Genomic DNA, 26630 nt, shown 5'->3' with positions numbered 1-26630 from the left:
ATGGACGCCGTCGCTAGCATCGGGGGTGCCACCCGGGAGTCCGGCAGGCCCCCCTGTCTCCGCCTGTGGCCAGGAAGTCGAGATCGATCCCCGTGCGCAACCCGTTCTCCCCGTACGCCCGCATCTTCACCGTCCCGGGCTCGCGGTCCTTCTCCTTCGCCGGCTGGCTGGCCCGCGTGCCGATGTCCACCGTCGGACTGGGCTCGGTGCTCCTGGTCGCCGGGGAGTCCGGCAGCTACGGCCTGGCCGGCGCCGTCTCCGGCACGCTGGCGCTGGCCTTCGCGGTCGGCAGCCCGCAGTGGGCCCGCGGCATGGACCGGGTCGGCCAGGGTCGGGTGCTCGTCGTGTCCTCGGCGGCCTACCTGGTGCTCGGCCTGGTGTTCGCCTCGGCCGTGGTGCTGGACGCGCCGCGCTGGTCCTGGTTCGTGCTCGCCGCGCTGACCGGTGCGTGCGGGGCCAACGTCGGCTCCGCCGTCCGGGCGCGGTGGGCGCACGCGCTGCCGGACTCCGACGACCGGCAGACCGCCTTCGCGTTCGAGTCGGTCGTGGACGAGGTCGTGTTCGTCGTCGGCCCGCCGTCGATCACCTTCCTGGCCGCGCTGATCGCCCCGCCGGCCGGCTTCGTCGTCGGGCTGGTGGTCGGCGTCGCCGGCGCCGTCTGGCTGGCCCGGCAGGAGACCACCCAGCCGCCCGTGCAGCGCACCCCGGTGGGTGAGTCCCGGACCCGGACGTCGGTCATCGGGCCCGCACTGCTGGTCGTGGCCACCGCGTACCTGGCGGTCGGCACGGTGTTCGGCGCGATGGACGTCGTGGTCGTCGGGTTCGCGCAGGACGAGGGCGCCCCGGTGATGGCCGGCGTCGCGCTGGCCGCCTACGCCGGCGGCAGCCTGGTGTCCGGGCTGTTCTACGGCGTCGTCCGGCTCCCCGGGTCGCTGACCGCGCGGTTCGTGGCGTGCGCGGTCTTCTTCGGGCTGGTCGCGCAGGGGCTGCTGCTCGTCGGCTCGCTGACCTGGCTGGTGCCCGCCGCGTTCCTCGCCGGGCTGGCGATCGCGCCGGTGCTGGTCTCCGGGATGTCGCTGGTGGAGTCCCGGGTGCCGCGCGCGGCGCTGAACGAGGGCCTGACCTGGACGTCGACCGGCCTCACCCTCGGCGTCACCGCCGGTGCGGCGCTGGCCGGCGCCGCGGTCGACGCCTGGGGGGCGGAGGCGGCGTTCCTGGTGCCCGCGCTGGGCGCGGCGGCGGCGGGGGTGCTCGCCCTGGTCGGTGCGATGGTGCTGCGGCGCCCGGCCGCGGTGGCCGTGCGCGAGCCCGAGGAGGCGCTGCGGTGACCGACCTGCTCCTGCACCACGCGACGTTGTTCGACAGCGAGGCCGGCCGGCTGGTGCCCGACGCCGCCGTGCACGTGCGCGACGACCGCGTGGTGGCGGCCGGCCGCGCCGACGACGTCCCGGTGCCCGCCGACGCCGTCCGGGTGGACCTGGGCGGCGGCTACCTCCTGCCCGGCCTGCTGAACCTGCACACCCACCTGTCGATCTCGCTGCCCGGTGCCGCCGGTGACCGGGTGGAGGCGATGGGCCCGCACGAGCTCGCGCTGTACATGGCCTCGGGCGCCGAGCGGACCCTGCTGGCCGGGGTGACCACGGTCCGCTGCGTGGCCGAGAAGTCCGGTGCGGACTTCGCGCTGCGGGCGGCCATCGAGGCCGGCGAGGTGCGCGGGCCGCGGGTGTTCACGGCCGGCCGCGCACTCTGCTGCACCGGTGGGCACGGCGCGGGCTCGCCGGACACCCTGGAGTGCGACGGGGCGGACTCCTTCCGCCGCGGTGTGCGCTCGCAGGTCGCGCTGGGCGCCGACCTGGTCAAGGTCATGGTCAGCGGCGGCATCGCCGGGGAGCACGAGCAGATCTCCACCCCGCAGCTCACCGACGACGAGCTGGCCGCGGTGATCTCCACCGCGCACGACTGGGGCCGCAAGGTCACCGCCCACGCCGGACCGGCCGCGGTCATCGCCCGCGCGGTCGCTCTCGGGCTGGACTGCGTCGAGCACGGCTACCAGCTGACCCCCGAGGTCGCGGCGCAGATGGCGGCCGCCGGCACCGCGCTGGTGCCGACCCTCGTGGTCACCCGGTGCGGGGCGTTCTTCGACGAGCTGGGTGTGCCGGCGTGGATGCAGGCCCGCTCGCTCGGTGCGGCCGATCAGCACGCGGCCAGCTACCGGATGGCCCTGGAGGCCGGGGTCGAGGTCCTGCTGGGCAGCGACATGCCGCCGTTCTGGGACTTCGAGGGCACCAGCGCCACCGTCCGGGAGCTGGAGCACATGGCCGTCCTCGGCGCGCCGGCCGGGATGACCCCGGCCCGCGCGCTGCAGGCCGCCACGATCGCCCCGGCCCGCTGGCTGGGCGCCGAGGACCGGGTCGGCGTCGTGGCCCCCGGCCGGTTCGCCGACCTGGTGCTGGTCGACGAGGACCCCACGGCCGACGTGGCCGCCCTGCGCACGCTGCGCTGGGTGATGAAGGGCGGCCGGGTGGTCCGCGACGACTCCACCGACCTGACCAGGAGGGCCCGATGACCGAGCCGGACGGCGTGGCGGACATGGAGCTGTACGACCTGCGGGTGGTGGTCGACTCGATCGGCGGCCGCTCGGTCTGCGGTCTGGCGGTGGGCGACTCCTTCGAGCTGACCAACTCCGCCGAGCTGCGCATCCCCGCCGGGAAGCACTTCTGCGTCTACGCCCTGCAGTCGGTGCTACCGCTGCTGCCGGCCAAGCAGCGCGACCTCCCCGCGGCCGACTGGCTCGAGCGCGACACCCTGGTCGCCTGCCCGGACCCCGAGGAGCGGCTGGTCATGCGGATCGAGCGGTCCCGCCGGGTGGCGCTGCGGTCGGGTGACCTGACGTGACGGAGATCGGGCTGGGCCTGCAGTCGGACAAGGCCCCCGGGGACTACGCCCGGCTGGCCGCGGCGGCCGAGGAGCACGGCATCGACGTGATCAGCGTCTTCGGCGACCTGCTCTACCAGCCGCCGGTCGTGCCGCTGCTGGAGATGGCTGCGGCCACCTCGCGCGTGCGGCTGGGCGCGGCCTGCTGGAACCCGTTCACCACGCACCCCTACGAGCTGGCCGGCCAGCTGGCCGCGCTGGACCGCCTGTCGGGCGGCCGGGCGTACTGCGGGCTGGCCCGCGGCACCTGGCTGGGTGCCCTGGGGGTGTCCCAGGCCCGGCCGGTCGCGCAGCTCCGGGAGGCCGTGGCGCTGATCCGGGCGCTGCTGTCGGGGTCGGCGGACGGCGTCGAGGGCGACCTCTTCCCGCTGGCCGCCGGGACGACGCTGCGCTACCCGCTGCCCGACGTCGTCCCCCCGTTCCTGGTCGGCACCTGGGGCGCGCAGACCGCAGCCCTGGCCGGCGAGGTCGCCGACGAGCTCAAGGTCGGCGGCTCGGCCAACCCGGCGATGGTCGGGGTGATGCGGGAGTGGACCGCGGTCGGCGCCCGTCGGGCCGGCCGGCCCGACGACGCGGTCGGCATCGTGGTCGGCGCGGTGACCGTGGTCGACGAGGACGGCGCCGCCGCCCGGGCCCGGGCGCGCACCGAGGTCGCCATGTACCTCGCCGTCGTCGCCGGGCTGGACCCGACGGTCACGCTGCCCGACGGGCTGCTGCCCGAGGTGACCGCCCGGGTGGACGCCGGGGACTCCGAGGGTGCCGGACGCCTGGTGCCCGACGAGGTGCTGGACCTCTTCGCGTTCTCCGGGACGCCGGAGCAGGTCGCCGTCCAGGCCCAGCTGCTGGTCGACGCCGGCGCCTCCCGGGTCGAGTTCGGCACCCCGCACGGGCTCACCGACGACCGCGGCGTCGAGCTGATCGGCACCCGGGTCCTGCCGCTGCTGCACCGCTGAGGCTCAGAGGCGGGGCAGCACCTGCTCGCCGAGGACGGTCACCGCGCGGACCGGGTCCGGGCCCAGGGGTGGGCCGAAGGACAGGTGGGTGGCGCCCTCGTCCTGCAGCCAGCGGCAGCGGCGGACCACCTCGTCGGCGTCCCCCGCGATGCCCAGACCGAGCATCTGCGGGGTGACCAGGTCGGTGGCCCGCCCGACCTCGCCGGCGGCCAGCGCGGCCTGGATGCCGGCGAAGTCGGCCACCGCCAGGCCGGCCCGCTCGAGCAGATATGGGGAGAACGAGGCGCCGTAGTATGCGATCTTCTCCGCCAGCGCCCGCTCGGCGGCGGCGCGGTCCTCGTCGACGGACACCCAGAAGGCCGCGGCGAGGTCGACCGACGCGGGGTCCCGGCCGGCCTCGACCGCCCCGGCGTGCACCAGGTCGCGGGCGGTGGGGAAGTGCTCGGGCGGGTAGAGCAGGGGCAGCACGCCGTCGGCCACCGCACCGGCCATGCCGAGCATCTTCGGGCTCATCGCCCCGACGTAGACCGGGGCGGCGGCCGGGAAGCGCAGGTGCGCCTCCGCCGTCCAGCCCGGGCCGGTGTCCTCGTGCTCCACCGGCCGGCCGCCGGCGCCGAGCACCTGCAGCGCGCGGACCGCCTCCCGGGTGCGGGTCAGCGGCTTGGGCCGGGGGATGCCCGCCCACCCCAGGAACTCCTCGGCGCCCGCGGCGACGCCGAGCAGGAACCGGCCGCCGGACAGTTCGGCCAGCGTCGCCGACGTCATCGCGATCTCGGCCGGGTGCACCGAGTACGGGTTCATGATCCCGATGCCCAGCCCGACCCGGGAGGTGGCGACGGCGGCCGCGGCCACCATCACCGGCGCCGACCGCAGGAAGAGGTCGTCGGACACCCACACCTGGTCGAAGCCCAGCCGCTCGGCGGTGACGGTGAGCTCGACGAACTGGGCGACCGACAGGTCGTTGTTCAACCGCAGCGAGGTCGTCATCCCGTGCACGCGTCCAGCTCGACCTCGACCAGGAAGCCCTCGCCGACCAGGCCGCCGACGTACAGCGTGGTGTTGGCCGGGGCCACGTCGCCCAGGAGCTCGGCGTGCGCCCGTGCGGCGCCCTCCCAGTCCGCGCCGGGGGCGAGGAACAGCCGGGAGCGGAGCACCTGCTCGCGGGTGCCGCCCAGCTGCTGCACGGCGGCGATCGCCCGGGTCAGGCAGGCGTGCGCCTGGGCGTGCACGTCGCCGGGGTGCGCCGCGGAGCCGTCCGGCCCGTGGTCGGTCGTGCCGCTGACGGCGATGCAGCACCCGCTGCGGGCGGCGCGGGCATATCCTGCCGCGGCCTCCCAGCCGGTGCCGTCCAGCACCCTGGCGTCCGTGCTGGTGGGGGTGTGGTCCGGGTCCTGCGACATGTGATCTCTCCGTAACCCAATCGGGGGATCTGCGGCGCTACCGTACCGACTCGTTGGGAACGTTCCCATGCTGACCGGTCCCGCCGTGGAGGCGTCAGTCCGCTCGATCCCGGAGGTCGTCATGCGCCGCCCCCTCTACCCCGTGGCCGCGGTGCTCGTCGCCGCGCTCGGCCTCTCTGCGTGCGGAGGAGGTGGGGACGACGCCGGGTCGGCGTCCGGTGACCGGACGCTCGTCGTCGACACGTCCTTCCAGCTGACCACCAGCGACCCCGCGCGCATGTTCGAGCCGACCGGCCAGATCATCGACCACGTCATCTACGAGACGCTCTACACCTTCGAGGGCACCGACTCGACGACGCCGGTGCCGCTGCTGGCCACCGACGAGGAGATCTCCGAGGACGGCCTGACGCACACCTTCACGCTGCGCGACGACGTCACGTTCTCCGACGGCACCCCGATGACCGCCGACGACGTCGTCTTCTCGCTGAACCGGGTCATCCAGGTCAAGGGCAACCCCTCGTTCCTGCTGGACGGCGTCACGGTCGAGAAGGTCGACGACACCACGGTCACGCTGACCACGGCGACCCCGGACCCGGCGCTGCCGTTCAAGCTGACCAACCCCGCGCTGGGCGTGGTGAACTCCGCGGCCGTCACCGAGGCCGGCGGCAGCGACCAGGAAGGCGCCGAGACCGCCGACACCGCCGAGGACGCGCTGAACGGCGAGTCCCAGGGCTCGGGCCCCTACGTCATCGAGTCCTTCGACGTGCAGGACCAGGTCGTGCTGACCCGCAACCCGGAGTACTGGGGCGAGGAGCCGGCCTACGACCGGATCGTGCTGCGCAACACCGAGGCCTCGGTCCAGTCGGTGAACGTCCGCAGCGGTGACGCCCAGCTGGTCGTCGACCTCTCCGCCGACCAGGCCGCCGAGCTCGGGGGCGGCGACGTGACCGTCGACAGCTCGCCGTCGGCCAACGTCTTCTTCGTCTACACGAACAACGACCCCGCGGTCTCGCCGATCACCTCGAACCCGGACTTCCAGGAGGCGGTGCGCTACGGCATCGACTACTCCGCGCTGGTCGACCTGGCCGGTGAGGGCTCCTCGCAGACCCCGGGCGTCATCCCGACCACGTTCCTCGGTGCGCTGGACCCCTCCGACGCCGTCGAGCGGGACACCGACCGGGCCGAGCAGGCGCTGGCCGCCAGCGGGATCAGCGACCCGACCGTGACGCTGTCCTACCCGAGCGAGATCCAGGTCAACGGCATCGACTTCGGTGACCTCGCCGCCGCGGTGCAGGCCCAGCTGGCCGAGGTCGGCATCACCGTCGAGCTGGCCCCCGCCCCGGTGCAGACGGCGCTGGAGGGCTACCGCGCCGGCACCGAGGAGATGGGCCTGTGGTCGTGGGGCCCGGACTACCCGGACCCGTCGGACTACCTGGTCTTCACCCCGGGCCAGCTCGTCGGCCTGCGCGCCGGCTGGGCCGCCGGTGCCGACCCGACGCTGGAGGCCGCGGCCACCGCCGTGTCCAGCGAGTTCGACGACGACGCCCGCGTCGACGCCTACACCACGATCCAGCAGCAGCTCAACGAGAGCGGCCCGTTCTACCCGCTCATCCAGCCGGCCCAGGTGCTCGCCTACTCGTCCTCCCTCGAGGGCGTGGCGTTCAACCCGAGCTGGACGGTCGACCTCGCGGACATCAGCTGACCACGACCGCACCGCGCGACGCCGGGACCGGGGACACGTCCCCCGGTCCCGGCGTCGCGGCGGCCCGTCCGCGCCGCCCCCGGCGGGCCCTGCTCCGCTTCGTCGCCCGACGGCTGGCCGCCGGGCTGCTGCTGTGCATCGGCGTCACCCTGGTGTCCTTCCTGCTCACCCAGGCGGTCCCCGGCGACCCGGTCACGGCGAACCTGGGCCAGCGCGCCTCGGAGGACCCCGACGCCGTCGCGGCCTTCCGCGCCGCCAACGGCCTGGACAAGTCCCTGCCCGAGCAGTACCTGACCTACGTCGGCAACCTGCTCACCGGTGACTTCGGGACCTCCCAGCAGACCCGCAACCCGGTGGCCTCGGACCTGGCGGAGAAGGTGCCCGCCACGATGGAGCTCGCCCTGGCGGCGATCCTCGTCGCCGTCGTCCTCGGCGTCGGGTTCGGCATCGTCGCGGCGCTCTACCGGGACCGCTGGCCCGACCAGGTCCTCCGGGTGCTGTCGCTGTCCGGGGTGTCGGTGCCGACCTTCTGGCTGGCCCTGATCGCCTACTACTGGATCAGCTTCAAGCTCGACCTGCTCCCGGCCGGGGGCCGGCTGTCCCCGGGCGCGCCGACGCCGCCGCAGGTGACCGGCTTCTACACGGTCGACTCCCTGCTGGCCGGGGACTGGGCGACCTTCGGGGACGCCGTCAGCCGGCTGGTGCTGCCGGCCCTCGTGCTGGCCTCGTTCACCGTCGGCGTGCTGCTGCGGTTCACCCGGGCCGCCGTCCTGGAGGTGCTCGGCGACGAGTACGTGCGGGCCGCCCGCGCCAAGGGCCTGCCCGAGCTGACCGTCGTCCGGCGGCACGTGCTGCGCCCGGCGCTGCTGTCGGTCGTCACCGTCACCGGCGTGGCCTTCGCCGGGCTGCTCTCGGGCACCGTGCTGGTCGAGCAGATCTTCGGCTGGCGGGGGCTCGGCGCCTACGCCTACACCAGCGCGCTGGCCCTGGACCTGCCCGCGATCATGGGCGTCAGCGTCGTCGTCGCGGTCATCTACATCCTGATCAACCTGGTGGTGGACCTGTTGTACGGCGTCATCGACCCCAGGCTGAGGCTCTCGTGACCGGGCCCGATCCGCTGCTCGTGCCCGCGGCCCCGCTCGCCGGGGACGTCGACGTCCCCGGCGCGGCGGCCGCCGCGGGGGAGGAGCGCGCGGCCCGGACGCTGACCCGCTCCCCGTGGCGGCGCCCGCTGGCCGTCATCGGCCTGGTGGTGATCGCCGCCTGGGTGCTGATCGCGGTCTTCGCCCCGGCGCTGGCGCCCTACGACCCGCTGGCCCAGGTGGCGCCCAAGCTGCTGGAGCCCTCCGCCGAGCACCTGTTCGGCACCGACAACCTGGGCCGCGACGTGCTCTCCCGGGTGCTCTACGGGTCGCGGCTGTCGGTCCCGCTGGCACTGCTGCTGGTCGTGCTGGCCACGGTCGTCGGCACCGTGCTGGGCGCGGTCGCCGGCTACTTCGGGCGCTGGGTCGACGGCGGCATCATGCGGCTGACCGACCTGGTCTTCGCCTTCCCGGGGATCATCCTGGCGATGGCGGTCACCGCCGCTCTGGGCGCCGGGCTGCGCAACGCCGTCCTCGCGCTGGTCATCGTCACCTGGCCCTCCTACGCCCGGGTGGTGCGCGGGCTGGTGCTGTCCACCCGCGAGTCCGACCACATCCAGGCCTCCCGGCTGCTGGGCGCCTCCGCGCTGCGCACGCTGGCCGTCGACGTCCGGCCGACGGTGCTGGGCCCGGTGCTGGTCCTGTCCGCCCTCGACGTGGGGAACGCCGTGCTGCTGCTGTCCGGGCTGTCCTTCCTCGGCCTGGGTGCGCGCCCGCCGGCCCCCGAGTGGGGCGCGATGGTCTCGGCCGGGGCGGCGGTGTTCGACAGCTGGTGGGTCGGCCTCTTCCCGGGCCTGGCCATCCTGACCGTCGTGCTGGCCTTCAACTTCCTCGGCGACACCCTGCGCGACGCCCTCGACCCGCGCACCGCGCGCGCCCTGCGCGGATGACCGCCCCGCTGCTGGAGGTGTCGGGCCTGCGGGTCCGGCTGCCCTCCCGGACCGGGGCCATGCTGCCCGCCGTCGACGGCGTGGACCTGACCGTGCACGCCGGCGAGGTGCTGGGGGTGGCCGGGGAGTCCGGCTCGGGCAAGACGATGACGGCCCTGGCGACCCTGGGCCTGCTGCCGCACGGCGCGCGCACCGACGGCTCGATCCGGCTGGCCGGCCGGGAGCTGCTGACGCTGTCGGACAAGCAGCTGCGCTCGGTCCGCGGCCGCGAGGTCGCGATGGTGGCCCAGGACCCGCGGACGGCGCTGCACCCGATGCTGTCCATCGAGCGGCAGCTCACCGAGCACCTGCGCCACCACCACGGCGTCGGCAGGAAGGCCGCGCGGGACGAGGCCGCGGACCTGCTGGACCAGGTGCGCATCCCCGACCCGCGGGCCGCGCTGGCCCGCTACCCGCACGAGTTCTCCGGCGGGATGCGGCAGCGCATCGCGATCGCCTCGGCGTTGGCTGCCCGGCCCTCGCTGCTGATCGCCGACGAGCCGACGACGGCGCTGGACGTCACCGTGCAGGCCGGCATCCTCCGGCTGCTGGACCGGCTGCGCCGCGAGCGCGGACTCGCCGTCCTGATCATCACCCACGACCTGGGCGTGCTGTCCTCGATCGCCGACCGCCTGGTGGTCATGTACGCCGGCCGGGTCGTGGAGTCCGGGACGACGGCCGACGTGCTCGCCTCGGCCCGGCACCCCTACACGCACGGCCTGCTCGACGCGCTGCCCGAGGGCGGGTCGGCGGCGATGCGGCCGATCCCCGGCAGCCCGCCGGCGCTGGGCGCCGTCCCGTCGGGCTGCCCGTTCCACCCGCGGTGCGCCAGCGCCCGGGACACGTGCGCGGCCGACGTCCCGGCCCTGCTGCAGATCGCCCCGGGCCGGCTGTCGGCCTGCCCGGTGGACCCGTACGCACCCGTCCGGGAGGTTGTCTCGTGAGCATCCTGACCGCGACCGGGGTGGAGGTCACCTACCCCGGATCCGGGCGCCCCGTCCGCGCCGTGGCCGGGGTGGACCTCGCCGTCGAGCCCGGCGAGGTGCTCGGCCTGGTGGGCGAGAGCGGCTGCGGCAAGTCCTCGCTGGCGCGCGCCCTGGTCGGTCTGGTCGCGCCCACCGCGGGCACCGTCGTCTTCGACAGCCAGCCGGTCGAGGCGCTGCGCCGCCGGGCCCGCCCGGTCGCCCAGCGGCGGCTGCAGATGGTCTTCCAGGACCCGTACTCCTCGCTCAACGCCCGTCGCCGGGTCGGCGACCAGATCGCCGACGCCCTGCGCCTGGCGGGGGGCGGCGGACGCCGCCGGGCCCCGGCCGCGGTCGGGGCGCTGCTCGAGCGGGTCGGGCTGGACCCGGCCATGCAGACCCGGTACCCGCACGAGTTCTCCGGCGGCCAGCGGCAGCGCGTGGCCGTCGCCCGGGCGCTGGCCGCGGACCCCTCGGTCATCGTGGCCGACGAGCCGATCTCGGCCCTGGACGCCTCGGCCCAGGCCCAGGTGGCCAACCTGCTGGTCGGGCTGGCCCGGACCGAGGGCGTGGCCGTGGTGTTCATCAGCCACGACCTGGCCATCGTCCGGCAGGTCGCCGACCGGACGGCGGTGATGTACCTGGGCACCGTGGTCGAGGTCGGCCCGACCGCGACGCTGTGGGAGGACCCGCAGCATCCGTACACCCGCGCGCTCATCGACGCCGTCCCCACCCCGGACGGCAGCGGCCGGCTGCCCGCGGACCTGCCGGGCGACGTGCCGGACCCGGCGGCCCCGCCGTCGGGGTGCCGGTTCCACCCCCGCTGCCCGCTGGTGACGCCGGACTGCTCGAGCTGGGAGCCGGTGCTGCGGGTGCAGGAGCCCGGGCACGCGGCCGCCTGCATCCTGGCCCCCGATCGTGGGGCCCCCGACCGCTCGACCACCGGAGTGCCCTCGTGACCGTGCCCGTGGTGGGCCCCGCCGTCCCCGACCCGTCCCGCCCCGGGTGGGACGACGTCCAGGCCCTGGCCGCCGACGTCTGGGCCTGGCGCCGGGTGCAGGCGCCGCGGTCCCGGGACGACATCCCGCGCCAGGAGCGCCCGGCCGGCTGGGCGCCGGACTTCTCCGCGGCCGGCGTCGAGGCCGCCCGCGCCCGGCGCGCCGAGCTGCACGCGCGGTGGGCCGGCATCGACCTGGCCGGCGCCGACGTCGCCACCCGGGTGGACCACGCGCTGGTCGGGTCCACGCTGGCCCGGGTGCGCTGGGAGCTCGACGTGCTCCGCTCGCCCGAGCGGGACGCCTCCTTCTGGGTGGACCAGGCGCTCGGCCCGGTCTTCGACGCGCTGCTGCAGCCCCCGCCGTTCGGGCCGGAGCGGGTGGCGCAGTTGGCGCACCTGCTCGCCGTCGTCCCCGCGCAGGTGGCCACCGCGCAGGCGCAGCTGGCCGGCGGCGCGGAGGCCGAGCTCGCCGCCGTCGCCCTGGACATGCTCGCCGACGCCGGGACCCGGCTGCGCGCGGCGGTCGCGGCGCTGCCGGTGCCCGACCTGGACGCCGGCCCGGCCGCGGACGCCCTCGATGCCCTCGCCGGCTGGCTGACCGCGGAGCTGCCCCGCATGGCGCCCTTCGCGCCGGTCGGGCGGGCCGCGTTCGAGGAGTTCCTGCGCGAGGTCACGCTGGCCCCGGAGTCGGTGGACTGGATGGTCACCGTCGCCGAGGCCGAGTTCGCCCGCGCGGTGACCATGGAGGCGGTCGCGACGGCGGCCGCCGCGGGGGTCCCCGTGCCGCCGCTGCCGGTCGACGTCGCCGCGCACTGCGCCGACGAGGCGGCCGCCGAGGCCGAGGTCCGCCGCTGGTACGACGAGAAGGGCCTGCTCACCGTGCCGGCCTGGGCCGGCCGCTACCTCTTCGCGCCCCGGCCCCCCTGGCTGGCCCCGCTGGCCGGCATGGGCGTGACCGACGACCTGCTCGGTCCTTCCCGGCTGGGCCAGGACCCGGTCAGCTACGCCCCGGACCCGGCTCCCGAGCTGCCCTTCTTCTACCGGGCGAACATGCTCGACCCACGGCTGGGCGTGGCCCACGAGGGCGTGCACGCGCTGCAGCTGACCTGGTCGGCCACTCACCCGGACCCGGTGCGCCGGGAGTACGTGGACTCCCAGTCCAACGAGGGCATCGCCTTCTACGACGAGGAGATGCTGCTGGACTCCGGGCTGTGGTCCGACGCGCCGCACAGCCGGGTCGTCGTCGCCCGGTTCCTCCGGCTGCGCGCGCTGCGGGTGCTGCTCGACGTCGGGCTGGCCACCGGCTCGATGAGCATCGACACCGCGGCCCGGATGCTGGCCGAGCGGGTGCCGGTCGACGTCGAGACCGCCCGCGAGGAGGCCGCGTTCTTCGCCGGCACGCCCGGGCAGGCGTTGACCTACCTGGTCGGCAAGGTGCAGGTGCAGCAGCTGCTGGCCGACGTCGTCGCCGCGCAGGGGGACGAGTTCGACCTGCGCGCCTTCCACGACCGGTTGTGGCTGGAGGGCAACGTGCCGCTGGCGATGCAGCGCTGGGAGCTGCTGGGCACCCCGCCGGAGCTCTAGCTCACGGCAGGCCGTGCGGCGGGATCTCCTGCTCGTGGTGGTGCACGATCGTCCACCGCTCGCCGTCCCGGCGGAGCACGTCGGTGACCCGCGCGGTGGACGTCGACCCGTCGGCGGTGGTGACGTCGAGCAGGTGCCGGCACCAGGCCACGTCGCCGTGCGCGTCGACCAGCACGGTGTGCGGTGCCAGCGCGGCGACCGCGGGGCCCGGGGCGGGGTCGGTGACCCGCGCCGCGCGGACGGCGTCCAGGTCGGCGGTGCCCTGCATCAGCGGCACGTGGTCGTGGTTCCAGATGGTGACGTCGTGGGCGAGGACGGCGTCCACGGCACCGGCGTCCCCACCGAGGAACCCGGCGTAGACGGTGGCGACAGCGGCCCACACCGCCTCGCCCTCGGACTGGCTGAGCGCACCGCGCACGGTGACGTCGGGAGCTGGCACGTCGGGCAGCCTAGCCAGCCGCGCGACCTGGGAAGCTTCCCACCAGTGGAACGGACCGGTCCGGCGCGTGTTGCGGGCACATCACATCTTCCACCGAGCGCCTCCTGGTGCTGGTGCCTGATGGGTCGGGACCCCTACGGTCGGTGCGTGGAATCCTTTCCACGGTCGTCGTCCGCGCGGGTGCGCGCGGCCCCGCGCAGGAGGAGGACCGGATGAGCACCGTCCGGATGTTCGTGAACGGCCAGGCCATGCGGGGTGGGTCGCTGGCCCCGGCGCTGGCCGACGCCGAGTTCCTGGGCGAGGTGCGCACGGCCGCCCGGTACCGCTTCCACTCCTTCGGCGACTTCCCGGGCCTGGTGCCGGTGGCCGAGGGCGGGACCGAGATCGCCGGCGAGCTGTACGCCGTCGACTACGCCGACCTGCGGGAGCGGCTGCTGCCCGGTGAGCCGCCGGAGCTCGAGCTCTCGGTGATCGAGCTGGCCGACGGCAGCGGCACCTGCTCGATGGTCGTGCGGGAGGGCGTGGCCGGCGAGGACATGACCGGCCACGGCGGCTGGCGCGCCTACCGGGAGACGCTGGCGTGACGCCCGACCTCGTGGTCCGGGGCGGGACCGTCGTCACCGATGGCTGGTCCGGTGCCGCCGACGTCGTGGTGGCCGGCGGGCGGGTGCAGGCCCTGGTCGAACCGGGCAGCGTGCGCGGGCCGGACGAGCTGGACGCGACCGGCCGCGTCGTCGTCCCCGGCGGGGTCGACCCGCACTGCCACGTGGGGTTCACCTCAGGGGACTTCACCAGCCTCGACGACCACCGCGAGTGCACCACGGCCGCCGTGGCCGGGGGCACGACGACCATCGTCGACTTCGCCATCCCCCGCCCCGGCGAGGCCCCCGCCGACGCCGCCGTCCGGCAGCGGGCCAAGGCCGACCAGGGGCTCTGCGACTCGGCGCTGCACGCCAGCGTCGTGGAGTGGGACGGCACCACCGCCGAACAGCTGCGCCAGCTGTGCGACGAGGGTCTGCGCACCGTCAAGATGTTCACCACCTACCGCGGCGAGTCCATGGCCGACGAGGACACGTTCCTGCGGGTGATGAAGACCCTCGGGCCGCTGGGCGGGATGGTCGTCGCGCACTGCGAGGCCAACCACCTGATCGAGGAGCAGCAGGCCGTGCAGGCTGCGGCCGGCCGCATCTCCGCAGCGCACCACCACGAGACCCGGACCGAGCTGGCCGAGGACGCCTCGGTGGCCGAGGTGCTGGCCATCGCCGAGGCGCTGGGCACCCCGGTCTACTTCGTGCACCAGTCGACCGCGGCCGCCGTCGACCAGGTGGCCACCGCCCGGCGGCGCGGGGTACGGGCGTACACGGAGGCCGTGGCCCACCACCTCACGCTGGACGACTCGGCCTACCGCGGCGAGCACCCCGAGCGGTTCGTCTGCTGCCCGCCGCTGCGCTCGGCCGCCACGGTCGCGGAGCTGGGCACCCGGCTGGTGAGCGGCACGATCGCCACCGTGGGCAGCGACCACTGCTGCTACGACACGGCGCAGAAGACCAGCGTCGACCACGACGTGCGGGTGATGCCCAACGGCCTCCCCGGCGTGGAGACCCGGCTCGTCGTCGTGCAGGACGCCTTCGTGGCGACCGGGCGGATGCCCTGGACCCGGTTCGTCGAGGTGACCGCAGCCGCCCCGGCCCGGCTGAACGGCCTGTACCCGCGCAAGGGCAGCCTGCTCCCCGGGTCCGACGCCGACATCGCCGTCTGGGACCCGGCCGCGCAGCGCACCGTCACCGCCGCCGGGCTGCACCAGGCCACCGACTACACGCCCTACGAGGGCCGCACGGTCACCGGCTGGCCGACGACCGTGGTGGTCGGCGGGCACGTCGTGGTCGACGGCGGACGGGTCGTGGACGACACCGCGCGCGGGCGCCACCTGCCCGCCGCACCGCTGACGGTCTAGGGGAGCACCGTGGACAGGGACGACGTCGACTGGCGGGGCTACTGGGCCGCCGCGCCCACCGCCTTCAGCGCCACCGGGGAGCTCGACGAGCCGGCGATCACCGCCACGCTGCAGCTCTACCGCGACCAGGGCGTGCACGGCGTCCTGGTCAACGGCACCACCGGGGAGTGGTTCGCGCAGAGCCCCGCCGAGCGGCGCCGGGTCGCCGAGGTCGCCGTGGCGGCCCTGGCCGGGTCCGGTGTCACCGTGGTGGTGGGCTGCAACAGCTACACGGCGGCGGAGACCATCGGGCTGGCCGAGCACGCGCGGTCGGCGGGCGCCGACGGTGCGCTGACCACCCCGCCGCCCTACGTGCACCCCTCCGACGAGGAGGTGCTGGCCTTCTACCGGACCGTCACCGAGGCCGTGGACCTGCCGTGGATGGTCTACAACTGGCCCCGGGGGACGGCCGTGGACCTCTCGGTGGCGGTGCTGGACCAGCTCGCCGACCTCGACCGGGTCGTCGCGGTCAAGGACAGCACCGGTGACGAGATCAAGTGCCTGGAGGGCTGCGAGGCGGTCATGGACCGGGTCCGGTTCTTCGGCCGGTTCGTCCACCGCCGGGGGATGGCGTTCCTGACCGGCCTGGGCGGGGACGGCAACATCGACGGCGGCGCGGTCGGGGCGCCGTTCGCGGCGCCGTTCTACGACGCCGTCTGGGCCGGCGACCTGGACACCGCCCGGGCCTGCTCGGACCGGTACGGGCTGCTGGTCGCCGCGCTGGTCAACAGCGACTACAGCGCCAAGTTCGCCTCGCCGACATCGCAGGTCAAGGCCGCGATGCACGTGCTCGGGCAGCCCGGCGGCGGGTACGTGCGGCCACCGCTGCTGCCGCTCACCGACGCCGGCCGGTTGGCCGACCTGCGCGCGGCTCTGGCCGGGGTCGGGTTGACCGCGTGAGCGGCACGGCCGACGTCGTCGTCATCGGCGCGGGGATCGTCGGCGCGGCGGCCGCCCACCGGCTGACGACGCTGGGTTTCGACGTCGTCGTCCTCGACAGCGGCGAGCCCAACGGCCAGGGCTCGGGCGCCAGCGCGGCCAACCTGCACTCCCAGGGCATCCACACCCGGCGGCCCGGGCAGGCCGTCCCGGTCGACGTGCAGCGGTTGCTGCCGCTGCAGCGGGCCGCCCGCGAGCGGTGGACCCACCTCGCCGCCGAGCTGGACGCCGACATCGGGTTCTCCCCGACCGGCGGGTTCATGGTGGCCGAGACCGACGAGCAGGTGGCCGACCTGCACCGCAAGCACGGCTGGGAGACAGACGCGGGCGTGGTGACCGAGGTGCTGGACGGCGACACCGCCCGCCGGGCGCTGCCGCTGCTCGGCCCGGGCGTGCGCGCGGCCACCTGGTGCGCCGCCGACGGCTTCGCCGACCCCGCCTTGGTCACCCCGGCGTACCTGGCCGCTGCCACCCGCGCCGGGGCCACCGTCGTGCCGCACCACGCCGTGCAAGGCCTGACCCGGGACGGCGAGACCTGGACGGTGCACGCCGGCGGTTCCACGTGGAACGCACCCCGGGTGCTGAACGCGGCCGGGCCGTGGATGGGCCGGGTGGTCGAGCTCGTCGGGCTGGCGCTGGCCATGACGCCGCTGGCGATCCAGGCGCTCCGGCTCGGCGCCGGGGGTGCCCGGCTCCCCCACCTGGTCCAGCACGTGGGGGAGGGCTTCTCGGTGAAGCAGGACCGGGCCGGGCGGACGATCGTCGGCGGCGGGTGGCCGGCGCTGCCCTGGACGCTGGACGACGAACCGCGCACCGACCCGGCCAGCGTGACCGGCAACCTGGGCCAGCTCGCCCGGGTGCTGCCCGGGCTGGTCGACCGGCCGGTCGAGCACGTCTGGCCGGGTCCGCTGGCCGCCACCCCGGACGAGATGCCGGTGGCGGGGTGGGTGCCCGGTCGCGACGGGCTGCTCGCCGTCGGCGGCACCTACAGCTTCACGTTCGCCCCGCTGTGGGCCGACGTGGTGGGCGCGCTGCTCAGCGGCCACGCCCCGCCGGTCGACCTGACCGGCCTGGACCCCGGGCGCCTGGTGCGCCCCGCCCCTGACACCGAGACCGACCCGCAGGAGGAACCGTGTGGCTGACCGACGCGTCCGTGGTGGACGTGCTGACCGGGCAGGTGGCCCGCGGCCGGGCCGTCGAGCTGGTGGACGGGACGATCGGCGCGATCGCCGACGCCGCCCCGCAGGGGGCGGAGACCCGCTCGCTGGGCGGGCGGTACCTGTCCCCGGGGCTGGTCAGCGTGCACAGCCACCTGTCGGTGGTCTACCCGTTCTCCGCCCTGGACGAGGCCGAGGACCCGGGTGTCACCACGCTGCGGTCCTTCGCCCGGGCCCGGGACGCGCTGCAGGCCGGGGTGACCACGCTCCGGTCGGTGCACGAGGTGAACCGCGCCGACCTGCTGCTGCGCACCGCGTCCCGGGAGGGCTGGGTCGACGTGCCGCGGATCGTCGGCGCCGGCCGGGCGGTCAGCGCGGTCGGCGGGCACGGGGTGGGCGGGGGCTGCGCCTATGCCTCGGGTGAGGACGAGTTCTACGCCGCGGCCCGGGCCGAGCTCGAGGCCGGGGCGGACCACGTCAAGGTCTTCATCACCGGGGGGATCGCGGACCCCGACGAGGGCTTCGGCTCCGAGCAGATGACCCCCGCAGAGATGCGCGCCGTGGTCCGGGCCGCCGCGGAGTTCGAGACCTACGTGGTCGCCCACGCCGGCGCCGGTGCGGCGATCGCGCAGGCCATGGACGCCGGGATGCGGTCCTTCGAGCACGCCTACGAGCTGTCCGCCGAGGTGGCCGCCGAGATGGCCCGCCGCGAGGTGTTCCTGACCCCGACGCTGTGCGTCACCCGCTGCCCGGAGTGGATGGCCGACCACTCCTTCACCCGGGAGCAGATCGACACCGCGATGGAGACCGGGCCGGGCCACCTGGCCAGCATCCGGCGCGCGGTCGAGGCCGGCGTGACGATCGTGGCCGGCACCGACTACCCGCCGGGCGAGCCGATCGAGGACACCGTGGTCGCCGTCCGCGAGATGGAGTTCCTGGTCGAGGCCGGCCTGGACCCGCTGCTGGCCCTCCAGGCGGGGACGTCGACGGCGGCCCGCCTGCTGGGCCTGTCCGGGCAGATCGGCGAGGTGGTGACCGGGGCCGCGGCGGACCTGGTGGTCACCGACGCCGACCCGACCAGCGACGTCTCCGCCCTGCGCGGCATCGCGATGGTGGTCGCCGACGGCCGGGTGGTGCGGGACCAGCTCCCGGCCTGATCCCGGTCAGCGGGGCGGGGGCCCGACCGAGTCCCGGACGACGAGCACCGGCTCGACCAGCCGCTGCGACGGGCCGGGTGCGGCCGTCCCGTCGAGCTGCGCGTGCAGCAGCTCGGCCGCCGTCCGGGCCTGCTCGGCGGCCCGGTTGTCCACCGCGGTGAGGCGGGGCGGCCACCAGCCGAAGAACGGCTCGTCCTCGGTCATCACCACCGACAGCTCGCGGGGCACCACGGTGCCCTGGCCGGTCAGCACCGGCAGCACCCCGCCGGCGGCCTCGTGGTTGGTGACCAGCAGGGCGGTCGGCGGCGTCGGGTGGGCCAGCAGGGCGGTGACCGCCGCGCGCCCGAACTCGGTGGTGAACGGGCCGCGGTGCACCAGGTCGGGCAGCAGCGGGAGGCCCGCGGCGGCCAGCGCGGCGACCACCCCGGCGTGCTGCTCCCGGCCCGACGTGACGGCGTCGGTGGCGGAGACGGTGGCGATCCGGGTGTGCCCGGCGGCCAGCAGGTGCTCGGTGGCCAGCTGGGCGGCGCGCCGGTAGTCCAGCACCACGGACGGGGCACGGGCGCCGGGCACCTCGCGGTTGGTGGTGACCACCGCGGTGCCGGCGTCCAGCAAGGCGTTGACCCGGTCGTGGTTGGCCCCGGACCCGGCCACGACCACGCCGTCGAACCCGTGGTCCAGCGCCGTGTCCAGGAAGGCCGCCTCCCGGTCGGCGTCGCCGCCGGTGGTGCAGACCAGCACCTGCCAGCCGGCCTCCGCGCCCCAGGACTGCAGGGTCTCCGCGACCGTGTTGAAGGTGGCGTTCCAGAGGTTGTTCACCACCAGGCCGACCAGCCCGGACCGGCGGGTGCGCAGCGCGGCCGCCATCCGGTTCGGGCGGTACCGGAGGTTGGCCGCCGCCTCGACGACCCGGGTCCGCGTGGCCGGCTGCACGCTGGGGTGCCCGGTGAGTGCCCGGCTGGCCGTGCTCACCGACACGCCCGCCAGCTGCGCGACCGAGGTGAGCGTCACCGGCATGCGCGAAACCTACCGGCGCGCGCCCCCGGCCCGCGCCTCTGAGAAGGTCGGTGCCGTGCCCCTCACCATCCGCGAGATGACCGCCGACGACCTGGCCGAGGCCTGGACGCTGGGCCGCTGGGCCTTCGGCGGCCCGGCGGAGGCGCCGCCGCGGGCGCTGGCGGTGCTGCCCGAGACGCACCGGTGGGGCGCCTACGACGACGCCACCGGCCGCCTGGTCGGCAAGGTGACCGACCACGAGGAGAACTCCTGGTGGGGCGGCCGGCAGGTGCCCTCGGCCGACATCAGCGGGGTCGCGGTCGCCCCGGAGGTCCGCGGCGGCGGGGTGGCCCGCACCCTGCTCACCGCCGCGCTGACCGCCGCCCGCGATCGCGGCGCCGCCGTCAGCGCGCTGTACCCGACCGTCTCGGCGGCCTACCGGTCGCTGGGCTGGGAGATCACCGGACTGCTCGGCTCCGCGGTGCTTGACACCGCCGCGCTCCCGGTGCTCCGCGCCCCGGAGGGCGTCGTCCTGCGGCCCGGGACGCCGGCCGACCGGGCCGCCGTCGTCGACCTGTACGAGCAGGTCGCCCGCGGGTTCGACGGCCCGCTGAGCCGCCGCGGCGGCCGGTGGGAGCTGCCGGCGAGGGACGAGCAGCCCCTCGGCGACGGCGTGGACCTGCTGACCCTCGCCGAGCAGGACGGCGTGGTCACCGGCGTGCTGGGCTACGAGCGCGGCCGCGGCTACGGCGCCGAGGCCGCCCTGGACGTGAGCGACCTGCTCGCCACCACGCCGGCCGCCGCCCGTGCCCTGGTCGACGTCCTCGCCGGGTGGCGGACCGTCACCCGCACCGTCGACGTCCCGCTGCTGCTCGGGGACGCCGTCTCGGGCGTCCTCCCGCTGGAGCGGGCCACGGCGCGCGGCACCCAGGTCTTCATGCACCGCCTGGTGGACGCCGAGCGGGCCGTCGCCGCGCGGGGGTGGCCGTCGCAGGCGCGGGGCGCGGTGTCCTTCACGGTGGTCGACGAGGTGGCGCCCTGGAACTCCGGCAGCTGGCGGCTGGAGCTCGACGCGGGCGAGGGCCGGCTGACCCGCACGGACGCCGCCGACCGGGTCCTCGGGCCGCGCGGGTTGGCCCTGCTGTGGACCGGCGCCGGCAGCGGGCGCGGGGCCGCGACGGCCGGTCTGGTGACCGGCCCGGGCGACCCGGCGGCGCTGGACCTGCTCGCCTGCGGGCAGGCCCCGCAGCTGCGCGACTACTTCTGAGCGCGCGACCTCGGTCGCACCAGGCATATCCGTTGCGCACGAGGGCATGGCACACGTCATGGCGAACGTCCCGAACATCACCCTGAACAACGGCGTCGAGATCCCCCAGCTGGGCTTCGGCACCTACCAGATCGAGCCCGAGAACACCCGGGAGGCGGTGCGCACCGCCCTCGAGGTCGGCTACCGGCACATCGACACCGCCGAGATGTACGGCAACGAGAAGGAGGTCGGCGAGGGCTTCCGCGACTCCGGCCTGGCCCGCGAGGACGTCTTCATCACCTCCAAGCTGAACAACGGCTTCCACGCCGAGGCCGACGTGGCGAAGGCGATCGACCAGTCCCTGGCCGACCTGCAGGTCGAGCAGCTGGACCTGTTCCTCATCCACTGGCCGCTGCCGGGCATCGACGTCGACTTCGTCGAGACCTGGAAGGGGATGGAGCAGCTGTACCGCGACGGCAAGGCCCGCGCGATCGGCGTCTCCAACTTCCAGACCAATCACCTCAACCGGCTGCGCGACCAGACCGACATCACCCCGGCGGTCAACCAGATCGAGGTGCACCCCTACCTCACCCAGGACGAGCTGCGGGCGTACAACGCCGAGCGCGGCATCCTGACCGAGGCCTGGTCGCCCATCGCCCAGGGCAAGGTCCTCGACGACCCGGCCATCGTGCGCGTGGCCGAGCGCCACGGGAAGTCCCCGGCCCAGGTCACCCTGCGCTGGGCCATCCAGCGCGGCGACATCGTCTTCCCGAAGTCGGTCACCCGCAGCCGGGTGGAGGAGAACTTCGCCCTGTTCGACTTCGAGCTCTCCGAGGACGACATCACCGCGATCAGCACCCTGAACCGCGACGAGCGCACCGGCCCGGACCCGGACACGTTCAACATGATCCCGAGCTGAGCGATCGCATCGCGATCCTCCGGATCGCACCGCGGCCAGGTGCCGTCCCCGGCCTGAGCTGAGCTCCCGCGACGTCGCCGGTCGGGAGGTCTCCGACCGCCGCGACCGGCGACGTCCGGGCTCTGTCGCGTCCCCGGCTGATTCGGCGGTCGTCGGCGGTGGTCGGTGGGCTTCAGACTCACGCCGTCCAGGGGTCTTGTGGCCCTGCAGCGGCACAGGATCCCTGGACGGCGTGAGTCCGTGGGCGATGGTCGCCACGCCCGGGGCATCGGGGCGCGGCGAGGGACAGGCGGTCGGCCGGGAGGGATCCGGTCACCGTGTGCGGTGACCGAACGGCTGCCGGGTGACCGGCTGGTCCTGGGGTGATCGACCGCAGCGCCCGGCGAGCTTGCAGATGGGCAACGGCGGCGCGCCAGGGTGTGGCGAGTGGGCGTTGTCGATCTGCAGGGTCACGGATCCGGCGGACCGCCGGGTGGGTCAGTCGGTCGTGACGAAGTCGATGAGCTCCTCGACGCGGCCGATGAGCTGGGGTTCCAGGTCGGTCCAGGTCTTGACCCGGGCCAGGATGCGCTGGGCCCAGACGTAGCCCGTGTCGTCCTCCCAGCCCAGCCGGCGGCAGACACCGCCCTTCCAGTCCTCACCCTTGGGCACGGTCGGCCAGGCCTTGATGCCCACCACGGAGGGCTTGACCGCCTGCCAGATGTCGATGAACGGGTGCCCGACCACCAGGGCGTGCGAGCCGGTCACCTGGGCGGCGATGCGGGTCTCCTTGGACCCGGTGACCAGGTGGTCGACCAGCACGCCCAGCCGTCGGCCGGACGACGGCCGGAACTCGCGCACGATGCCGGGCAGGTCGTCCACCCCGTGCAGCGGCTCGACGACGACGCCCTCGATGCGCAGGTCGTGGCCCCAGACCTTCTCCACCAGCTCGGCGTCGTGCTTGCCCTCGACGTAGATCCGGCCCTCACGGGCGACCCGCGCCCGGGCGCCGACCACGTACGTCGAGCCCGAGGCGCTGCGCTGCGGGCCGGACAGGGTGTTCTGCTTCGGCCGCACCAGGGTCACCGGCCGGCCCTCGACCCAGAAGCCCGGACCGAGGGGATAGCCGCGGACCCGGCCGAACCGGTCCTCGAGGTGGACGACGTCCTTCTCGCAGCGGACCACCGCCCCGACGAACCCCGAGCTGGGGTCCTCCACGACCAGGTCCTTCTCGGCCTCGACCTGCACCGGGGGCTTCTTGACCGTCCGCGGGTGCACCAGGTTGTCGTACTGCGAGCGAGGAGGCACCGACCGAGTCTGCGCAGCGGGCGGCGCAGCGGCGAGGACCGACACGCGGGAGGCGTACCGTTCCCCCTCCAGCCGCAGGCGCACGCCACCTCGGACCACGCTCCGTGACCGTCCGCCGGCGTGCCGGTGGCCAGGAGTCCTCATGTCCGGCAAGAACAAGGGCGGCCGCGAGGCCAAGAAGCCCAAGGCCGCCAAGGCCAAGAACAACGCCTCGCAGCCCAGCACCAAGGACACCGCCGTCCAGGCGATCAAGCAGAAGGTCCGCTAGAACCGGGCCGCACGCAGGTCGGCGACGCAGGCCGCCCACGGGCTGGCCGGGTCCCTCGGTCGGCGGGTGTGCCCGCGCAGCGCCGTCGGCCGGCCCCAGCGCCCGGGCCGCCCGCGCCACCAGTCGGCGGCCAGCTGGGCCTGCTGCTCCATCCCGTACGCGGCCAGCGGGCGCACCGGCAGGTCGTAGGCGTAGGCGTCCCGGCCCAGTGAGTGCCGCACCTGGGTGACCACGGCGGCGCTGGTGAAGGCCCGCCGGGACGACGCGTGGTGCACCTGGCAGGTGTGCACCAGCTCGTGCAGGAACGTGTGCGGGTCGGCCCGCACCGGGTCCGCGAAGAGCTCCGGCCCGACGTTCACGGTGATCGCGCCGTCCCACCGCGGGAAGACGAACGCCCGCCCGCCCGCACCGAGGGCGTCGGTGAGGACCAGCCGCTCCCGCGGCGGGAGCGCGTCGCCGAGCAGCTCCTCGGCGGCCCACCCGTGCTCGGCGGTGGTCACCGCGCGCTCGCGGGACGTGGCCGCCGCCACCCCGGACGCCGCCAGGGCCAGCAACGAGTTCTCCGGCCCGGCGCCCCAGAGCAGCCCGTCGGCGATCCGGGCGCCCGCCGACGGCGAGCCGGTCGTGAGCACCGAGCCCACCAGGAGACCGGCCGCGGCCACCGCGCCGGCCGGGTGCAGCACCGTCCCCGCCGTCCAGGCCGCGGCGCGGGGCAGTTGCTGGAGGAGGTCCACCGGGCGAGCGTGGCAGGCTCCCGCGCGGATCCATGTTTCCGGATCGAACCGAGCCGGATCCAGGTTTTCAGCTCCCCCATGGGTGGGCAGCAAGACGGTGAGGCACGTCACCTCCCCCCTTCCCGAGCGCAGAGGAGCACCCCACATGATCTCCACCCAGGACATCGACCGGGTCATCGGCAACGACGTCGTCGACAGCGACGGCGACACCATCGGCACCGCGACCGAGGTCTTCCTCGACGACCAGAGCGGCACCCCCGAGTGGGTCACCGTGAAGACCGGGCTCTTCGGCACCAAGTCCACGTTCGTACCGCTGCGCGAGGCCCAGCTGACCGACGGCGGCGTGCGGGTCCCGGTGTCCAAGGCCGCGGTCAAGGACGCCCCGAAGGTGGACGCCGACCAGCACCTGTCCCCGCAGGAGGAGCAGGAGCTCTACCGCCACTACGGGGTCGGTGAGCAGATGGGCACCACCGGCGGGCGCGCCGACGGTCTCGACGACCGCGGCACCCGCACCGACGGTGGCACTCCCCGCCTCGGCGACGACCTCGACGACCGCGGGCAGCACGCGACCCGCTCGACCGAGGACGGCCCCGGCACCACCGCCGGCACCGTCGGCCGCGACACCTCCGGCCCGACCACGGACGACGCCATGACCCGCTCGGAGGAGCGGCTGCAGGTCGGCACCGAGTCCGCCGAGGTCGGCCGGGCCCGGCTGCGCAAGTACGTGGTGACCGAGAACGTCACCCGCACCGTGCCGGTCTCCCACGAGGAGGTCCGGGTCGAGCGCGAGCCGATCACCGAGGCCAACCGCGGTGCCGCCCTCGACGGCCCCGCGCTGTCCGAGGAGGAGCACGAGGTCACGCTGCACGCCGAGCGCCCCGTCGTGGACAAGGAGACCGTGCCGGTCGAGCGCGTCCGGCTGGGCACCGAGACCGTCACCGACCAGCAGACGGTGAACGAGCAGGTCGCGCACGAGGAGATCGAGCAGGTCGAGGACGGCGGTCGCGGCCGCACCCGCTGACGCCCCACCGCACCCACCGACCCGCCCCGGCCTCCGCCGGGGCGGGTCGGCGCCGTCCAGGGGTGGTGGCACTGAGTGCCACTAGGGCATGCTGTGCTCCAGAGCACAGTCCCTTCCGAGGAGGACACGCATGGCCAACCAGTGGTTCGAGACCGTCGCGGAGGCCCAGCGCCGGGCCAAGCGCCGGCTGCCGAAGTCCGTGTACGGCGCGCTGATCGCCGGATCCGAGCGCGGCTGGACGGTGGAGGACAACACCCGCGCCTACGCCGAGCTGGGGTTCGCCCCGCACGTCGCCGGTCTGCAGGGCGAGCGCGACCTGTCCACCACGGTGATGGGCCAGCCGTTGTCGATGCCGGTGATGATCTCCCCGACCGGTGTGCAGGCCGTGCACCCCGACGGCGAGGTCGCCGTCGCCCGCGCTGCCGCCGCCCGCGGCATCACGATGGGACTGAGCTCGTTCGCCTCCAAGAGCGTGGAGGAGGTCGCCGCGGCCAGCCCGCAGACGTTCTTCCAGATGTACTGGGTCGGCTCGCGCGAGGTGCTCGTGCAGCGCATGGAGCGTGCCCGCGCCGCCGGCGCCGTCGGGCTGATCATGACCCTGGACTGGTCGTTCTCCAACGGCCGCGACTGGGGTTCCCCGGCCATCCCGGAGAAGGTCAACCTCAAGGCCGCGCTGCAGTTCGGCCCCGAGGTCGCGCTGCGCCCGCAGTGGCTCTACACCTGGCTGAAGACCGGGGCCATCCCCGACCTCACCACCCCCAACCTCGCCCCGGCCGGCGGCGGCCCCGCGCCGACGTTCTTCGGCGCGTACGGGGAGTGGATGGGCACCCCGCTGCCGACCTGGGAGGACGTCGCCTGGCTGCGCGAGCAGTGGGGCGGGCCGTTCATGCTCAAGGGCGTCATGCGCGTGGACGACGCCCACCGCGCCGTGGACGCCGGGGTCACCGCCATCTCCGTCTCCAACCACGGCGGCAACAACCTGGACGGCACCCCGGCCCCCATCCGGGCGCTGCCGGCGATCGCCAAGGCCGTGGGCCACGAGGTCGAGGTGGTCACCGACGGCGGCATCCGCCGCGGCTCCGACGTCGTCAAGGCCCTCGCCCTGGGCGCCAAGGCCGCGATGATCGGCCGCGCCTACCTGTGGGGCCTGGCCGCCAACGGCCAGGCCGGCGTGGAGAACGTGCTGGACATCCTGCGCAGCGGCATCGACTCCGCCGTCCTGGGCCTGGGCCACCGCGACGTCAAGGACCTGCGACCGGAGGACGTCGTCGTCCCGGCGAACTGGCCCCGCGTGCTCGGCACCCCGGACCAGGAGCACGTGGTCTAGGCGCGCAGGAGGTCGACCCGCCAGTCGGCCTCGGGGTGCCGGCCGGCCAGCCCCCAGGGGCGGACCAGCTCCAGCCGGCTGAGCACCCCGTCGCGGTCGGCCCACAGCAGGGCGAGGTGGTTGCCGGCCGCGGGGGTGCCGTCCAGCGCCAGCTGGGTGGTGGGCGTCTGGGCGTAGAACGCGCGCAGCGCCGCCGTGTCGGCCGGCGGCAGCTCGCCGTCCTCGGAGTACCAGACCCGGACGACGTCGTGGTCGGTGGTGATGATCAGCCCGCTCATCGGCAGCCCGAGGTTCTCGCCCCCGCCGTCGCCGACGTCGAAGGTCAGCTGCTCGCCGATCGACGCCGACCAGGGCCGCAGCTGCTCCACGGCGTGCCGGCGGACCAGCTGGCGGTCCAGGTGCGGGTCGGCGGCGGTCTGCCAGCCGTGCTCCCGGTGGATCCGGCGACTGACCGCCACCCCGGCCTCCAGCGCCTCGCGGACCGCGCGGAGCAGGGGGCGCAGGCGGGCCGTCGTCGCCTCCCGGGATCCGTCCACCCGGTGAT

27 protein-coding genes are annotated in these 26630 nt (G+C 75.1%); 20 read left to right on the top strand and 7 right to left on the bottom strand.

Annotated features, from left to right (window positions below; translation table 11 throughout):
* Window positions 1-92 precede the first annotated feature (92 nt).
* The 4 genes from UXQ13_RS13565 to UXQ13_RS13550 are packed head-to-tail and all read left to right on the top strand — an operon-like array spanning window position 93 to window position 3887.
* Complete coding sequence (locus tag UXQ13_RS13565) at window positions 93-1328, top strand: MFS transporter (RefSeq protein WP_225233547.1); 1236 nt, start codon at window positions 93-95, stop codon at window positions 1326-1328.
* On the top strand, window positions 1325-2566 hold the full coding sequence (locus UXQ13_RS13560) for an amidohydrolase family protein (protein ID WP_225233546.1): 1242 nt from the start codon (window positions 1325-1327) through the stop codon (window positions 2564-2566). Before UXQ13_RS13565 ends, UXQ13_RS13560 begins: the two co-directional genes overlap by 4 nt.
* Complete coding sequence (locus UXQ13_RS13555; protein WP_225233545.1) at window positions 2563-2895, top strand: TIGR04076 family protein; 333 nt, start codon at window positions 2563-2565, stop codon at window positions 2893-2895. The genes UXQ13_RS13560 and UXQ13_RS13555 overlap by 4 nt, the downstream gene beginning before the upstream one ends.
* Window positions 2892-3887: an LLM class flavin-dependent oxidoreductase gene (locus UXQ13_RS13550; protein ID WP_225233544.1), complete on the top strand. Its 996-nt coding sequence runs from the start codon at window positions 2892-2894 to the stop codon at window positions 3885-3887. Before UXQ13_RS13555 ends, UXQ13_RS13550 begins: the two co-directional genes overlap by 4 nt.
* Window positions 3888-3890: 3 nt before the next feature.
* Here the strand turns inward: UXQ13_RS13550 and UXQ13_RS13545 are convergent, their stop codons facing one another.
* Window positions 3891-4874 carry an LLM class flavin-dependent oxidoreductase gene (locus UXQ13_RS13545; RefSeq protein WP_225233543.1) on the bottom strand — a complete coding sequence of 328 codons (984 nt, stop codon included), beginning with the start codon at window positions 4872-4874 and terminating at the stop codon, window positions 3891-3893.
* Window positions 4871-5287 (bottom strand): Rid family hydrolase, encoded by a 417-nt coding sequence (locus UXQ13_RS13540; protein ID WP_225233542.1) that lies wholly within the window; start codon window positions 5285-5287, stop codon window positions 4871-4873. Before UXQ13_RS13540 ends, UXQ13_RS13545 begins: the two co-directional genes overlap by 4 nt.
* Before the next feature lie 121 nt (window positions 5288-5408).
* Here UXQ13_RS13540 and UXQ13_RS13535 point away from each other — a divergent pair, with 121 nt between their 5' ends.
* Genes UXQ13_RS13535 through UXQ13_RS13510 form a run of 6 tightly spaced genes read left to right on the top strand, consistent with a single transcriptional unit; the run spans window position 5409 to window position 12603 of the window.
* On the top strand, window positions 5409-6989 hold the full coding sequence (locus UXQ13_RS13535; RefSeq protein ID WP_225233541.1) for an ABC transporter substrate-binding protein: 1581 nt from the start codon (window positions 5409-5411) through the stop codon (window positions 6987-6989).
* Window positions 6959-8092, top strand: a complete 1134-nt coding sequence (locus UXQ13_RS13530; RefSeq protein WP_225236044.1) for an ABC transporter permease — start codon at window positions 6959-6961, stop codon at window positions 8090-8092. Before UXQ13_RS13535 ends, UXQ13_RS13530 begins: the two co-directional genes overlap by 31 nt.
* Window positions 8089-9021, top strand: a complete 933-nt coding sequence (locus tag UXQ13_RS13525) for an ABC transporter permease (protein ID WP_225233540.1) — start codon at window positions 8089-8091, stop codon at window positions 9019-9021. The genes UXQ13_RS13530 and UXQ13_RS13525 overlap by 4 nt, the downstream gene beginning before the upstream one ends.
* Window positions 9018-10004: an ABC transporter ATP-binding protein gene (locus UXQ13_RS13520; RefSeq protein WP_225233539.1), complete on the top strand. Its 987-nt coding sequence runs from the start codon at window positions 9018-9020 to the stop codon at window positions 10002-10004. Before UXQ13_RS13525 ends, UXQ13_RS13520 begins: the two co-directional genes overlap by 4 nt.
* Entirely contained in the window at window positions 10001-10981 is a 981-nt protein-coding gene (locus UXQ13_RS13515; protein WP_225233538.1) for an oligopeptide/dipeptide ABC transporter ATP-binding protein, read from the top strand. The genes UXQ13_RS13520 and UXQ13_RS13515 overlap by 4 nt, the downstream gene beginning before the upstream one ends.
* Window positions 10978-12603: a DUF885 family protein gene (locus tag UXQ13_RS13510; protein ID WP_336392443.1), complete on the top strand. Its 1626-nt coding sequence runs from the start codon at window positions 10978-10980 to the stop codon at window positions 12601-12603. Before UXQ13_RS13515 ends, UXQ13_RS13510 begins: the two co-directional genes overlap by 4 nt.
* Before the next feature lies 1 nt (window position 12604).
* Here UXQ13_RS13510 and UXQ13_RS13505 read toward each other — a convergent pair whose 3' ends face one another.
* Window positions 12605-13042, bottom strand: a complete 438-nt coding sequence (locus UXQ13_RS13505) for a nuclear transport factor 2 family protein (protein WP_336392442.1) — start codon at window positions 13040-13042, stop codon at window positions 12605-12607.
* A 212-nt stretch (window positions 13043-13254) separates the two neighbouring features.
* Here UXQ13_RS13505 and UXQ13_RS13500 point away from each other — a divergent pair, with 212 nt between their 5' ends.
* From UXQ13_RS13500 to UXQ13_RS13480, 5 genes are read left to right on the top strand one after another with little or no spacing between them, the layout of a single operon-like run.
* The gene (locus UXQ13_RS13500; RefSeq protein ID WP_225233535.1) at window positions 13255-13626 is read left to right on the top strand and encodes an allophanate hydrolase-related protein; all 372 of its coding nucleotides are present in this window, start codon (window positions 13255-13257) and stop codon (window positions 13624-13626) included.
* Window positions 13623-14996 carry a dihydropyrimidinase gene (gene hydA / locus UXQ13_RS13495; RefSeq protein WP_225233534.1) on the top strand — a complete coding sequence of 458 codons (1374 nt, stop codon included), beginning with the start codon at window positions 13623-13625 and terminating at the stop codon, window positions 14994-14996. The genes UXQ13_RS13500 and hydA overlap by 4 nt, the downstream gene beginning before the upstream one ends.
* A 9-nt stretch (window positions 14997-15005) precedes the next feature.
* Window positions 15006-15935 carry a dihydrodipicolinate synthase family protein gene (locus UXQ13_RS13490; protein ID WP_225233533.1) on the top strand — a complete coding sequence of 310 codons (930 nt, stop codon included), beginning with the start codon at window positions 15006-15008 and terminating at the stop codon, window positions 15933-15935.
* A complete protein-coding gene (locus tag UXQ13_RS13485; RefSeq protein ID WP_225233532.1) occupies window positions 15932-17116 on the top strand; it encodes an NAD(P)/FAD-dependent oxidoreductase in 1185 nt (394 codons plus the stop codon). The genes UXQ13_RS13490 and UXQ13_RS13485 overlap by 4 nt, the downstream gene beginning before the upstream one ends.
* Window positions 17107-18288, top strand: a complete 1182-nt coding sequence (locus UXQ13_RS13480) for an amidohydrolase family protein (protein ID WP_225233531.1) — start codon at window positions 17107-17109, stop codon at window positions 18286-18288. Before UXQ13_RS13485 ends, UXQ13_RS13480 begins: the two co-directional genes overlap by 10 nt.
* Before the next feature lie 6 nt (window positions 18289-18294).
* On the opposite strand, the gene UXQ13_RS13475 is transcribed toward UXQ13_RS13480, so the two are convergent.
* Window positions 18295-19305 (bottom strand): LacI family DNA-binding transcriptional regulator, encoded by a 1011-nt coding sequence (locus UXQ13_RS13475; RefSeq protein ID WP_225233530.1) that lies wholly within the window; start codon window positions 19303-19305, stop codon window positions 18295-18297.
* A 55-nt stretch (window positions 19306-19360) separates the two neighbouring features.
* On the opposite strand from UXQ13_RS13475, the gene UXQ13_RS13470 reads away from it, so the two are divergent.
* Together UXQ13_RS13470 and UXQ13_RS13465 are read left to right on the top strand one after the other, a co-directional pair.
* Complete coding sequence (locus UXQ13_RS13470) at window positions 19361-20551, top strand: GNAT family N-acetyltransferase (protein WP_336392441.1); 1191 nt, start codon at window positions 19361-19363, stop codon at window positions 20549-20551.
* Window positions 20552-20609: 58 nt separating this feature from the next.
* On the top strand, window positions 20610-21449 hold the full coding sequence (locus tag UXQ13_RS13465; protein WP_225233528.1) for an aldo/keto reductase: 840 nt from the start codon (window positions 20610-20612) through the stop codon (window positions 21447-21449).
* Between the two features lie 477 nt (window positions 21450-21926).
* Here UXQ13_RS13465 and UXQ13_RS13460 read toward each other — a convergent pair whose 3' ends face one another.
* Window positions 21927-22736 carry a DUF3097 domain-containing protein gene (locus UXQ13_RS13460; protein ID WP_225233527.1) on the bottom strand — a complete coding sequence of 270 codons (810 nt, stop codon included), beginning with the start codon at window positions 22734-22736 and terminating at the stop codon, window positions 21927-21929.
* Window positions 22737-22878: 142 nt separating this feature from the next.
* Between UXQ13_RS13460 and UXQ13_RS13455 the strand changes: the two genes are divergently transcribed.
* A complete protein-coding gene (locus UXQ13_RS13455) occupies window positions 22879-23004 on the top strand; it encodes a hypothetical protein (protein WP_263639372.1) in 126 nt (41 codons plus the stop codon).
* Here UXQ13_RS13455 and UXQ13_RS13450 read toward each other — a convergent pair.
* Window positions 23001-23738, bottom strand: coding sequence for a hypothetical protein (locus tag UXQ13_RS13450; RefSeq protein ID WP_225233526.1), 738 nt, complete (start codon window positions 23736-23738; stop codon window positions 23001-23003). The genes UXQ13_RS13455 and UXQ13_RS13450 overlap by 4 nt on opposite strands.
* A 145-nt stretch (window positions 23739-23883) precedes the next feature.
* On the opposite strand from UXQ13_RS13450, the gene UXQ13_RS13445 reads away from it, so the two are divergent.
* On the top strand, window positions 23884-24759 hold the full coding sequence (locus UXQ13_RS13445) for a PRC and DUF2382 domain-containing protein (protein ID WP_336392440.1): 876 nt from the start codon (window positions 23884-23886) through the stop codon (window positions 24757-24759).
* A gap of 130 nt (window positions 24760-24889) precedes the next feature.
* Window positions 24890-26086 (top strand): pre-mycofactocin synthase MftD, encoded by a 1197-nt coding sequence (mftD, locus tag UXQ13_RS13440; RefSeq protein WP_225233524.1) that lies wholly within the window; start codon window positions 24890-24892, stop codon window positions 26084-26086.
* Here mftD and UXQ13_RS13435 read toward each other — a convergent pair.
* The gene (locus UXQ13_RS13435; RefSeq protein ID WP_225233523.1) at window positions 26083-26622 is read right to left on the bottom strand and encodes a hypothetical protein; all 540 of its coding nucleotides are present in this window, start codon (window positions 26620-26622) and stop codon (window positions 26083-26085) included. The genes mftD and UXQ13_RS13435 overlap by 4 nt on opposite strands.
* Window positions 26623-26630: the final 8 nt, after the last annotated feature.

It is taken from the genome of Klenkia terrae (genome assembly GCF_037083865.1).
GTDB classification, from domain to species: domain Bacteria; phylum Actinomycetota; class Actinomycetes; order Mycobacteriales; family Geodermatophilaceae; genus Klenkia; species Klenkia terrae.
Note: the sequence above shows the minus strand (reverse complement) of the source record. Positions and strands in the feature narration are given on the sequence as shown.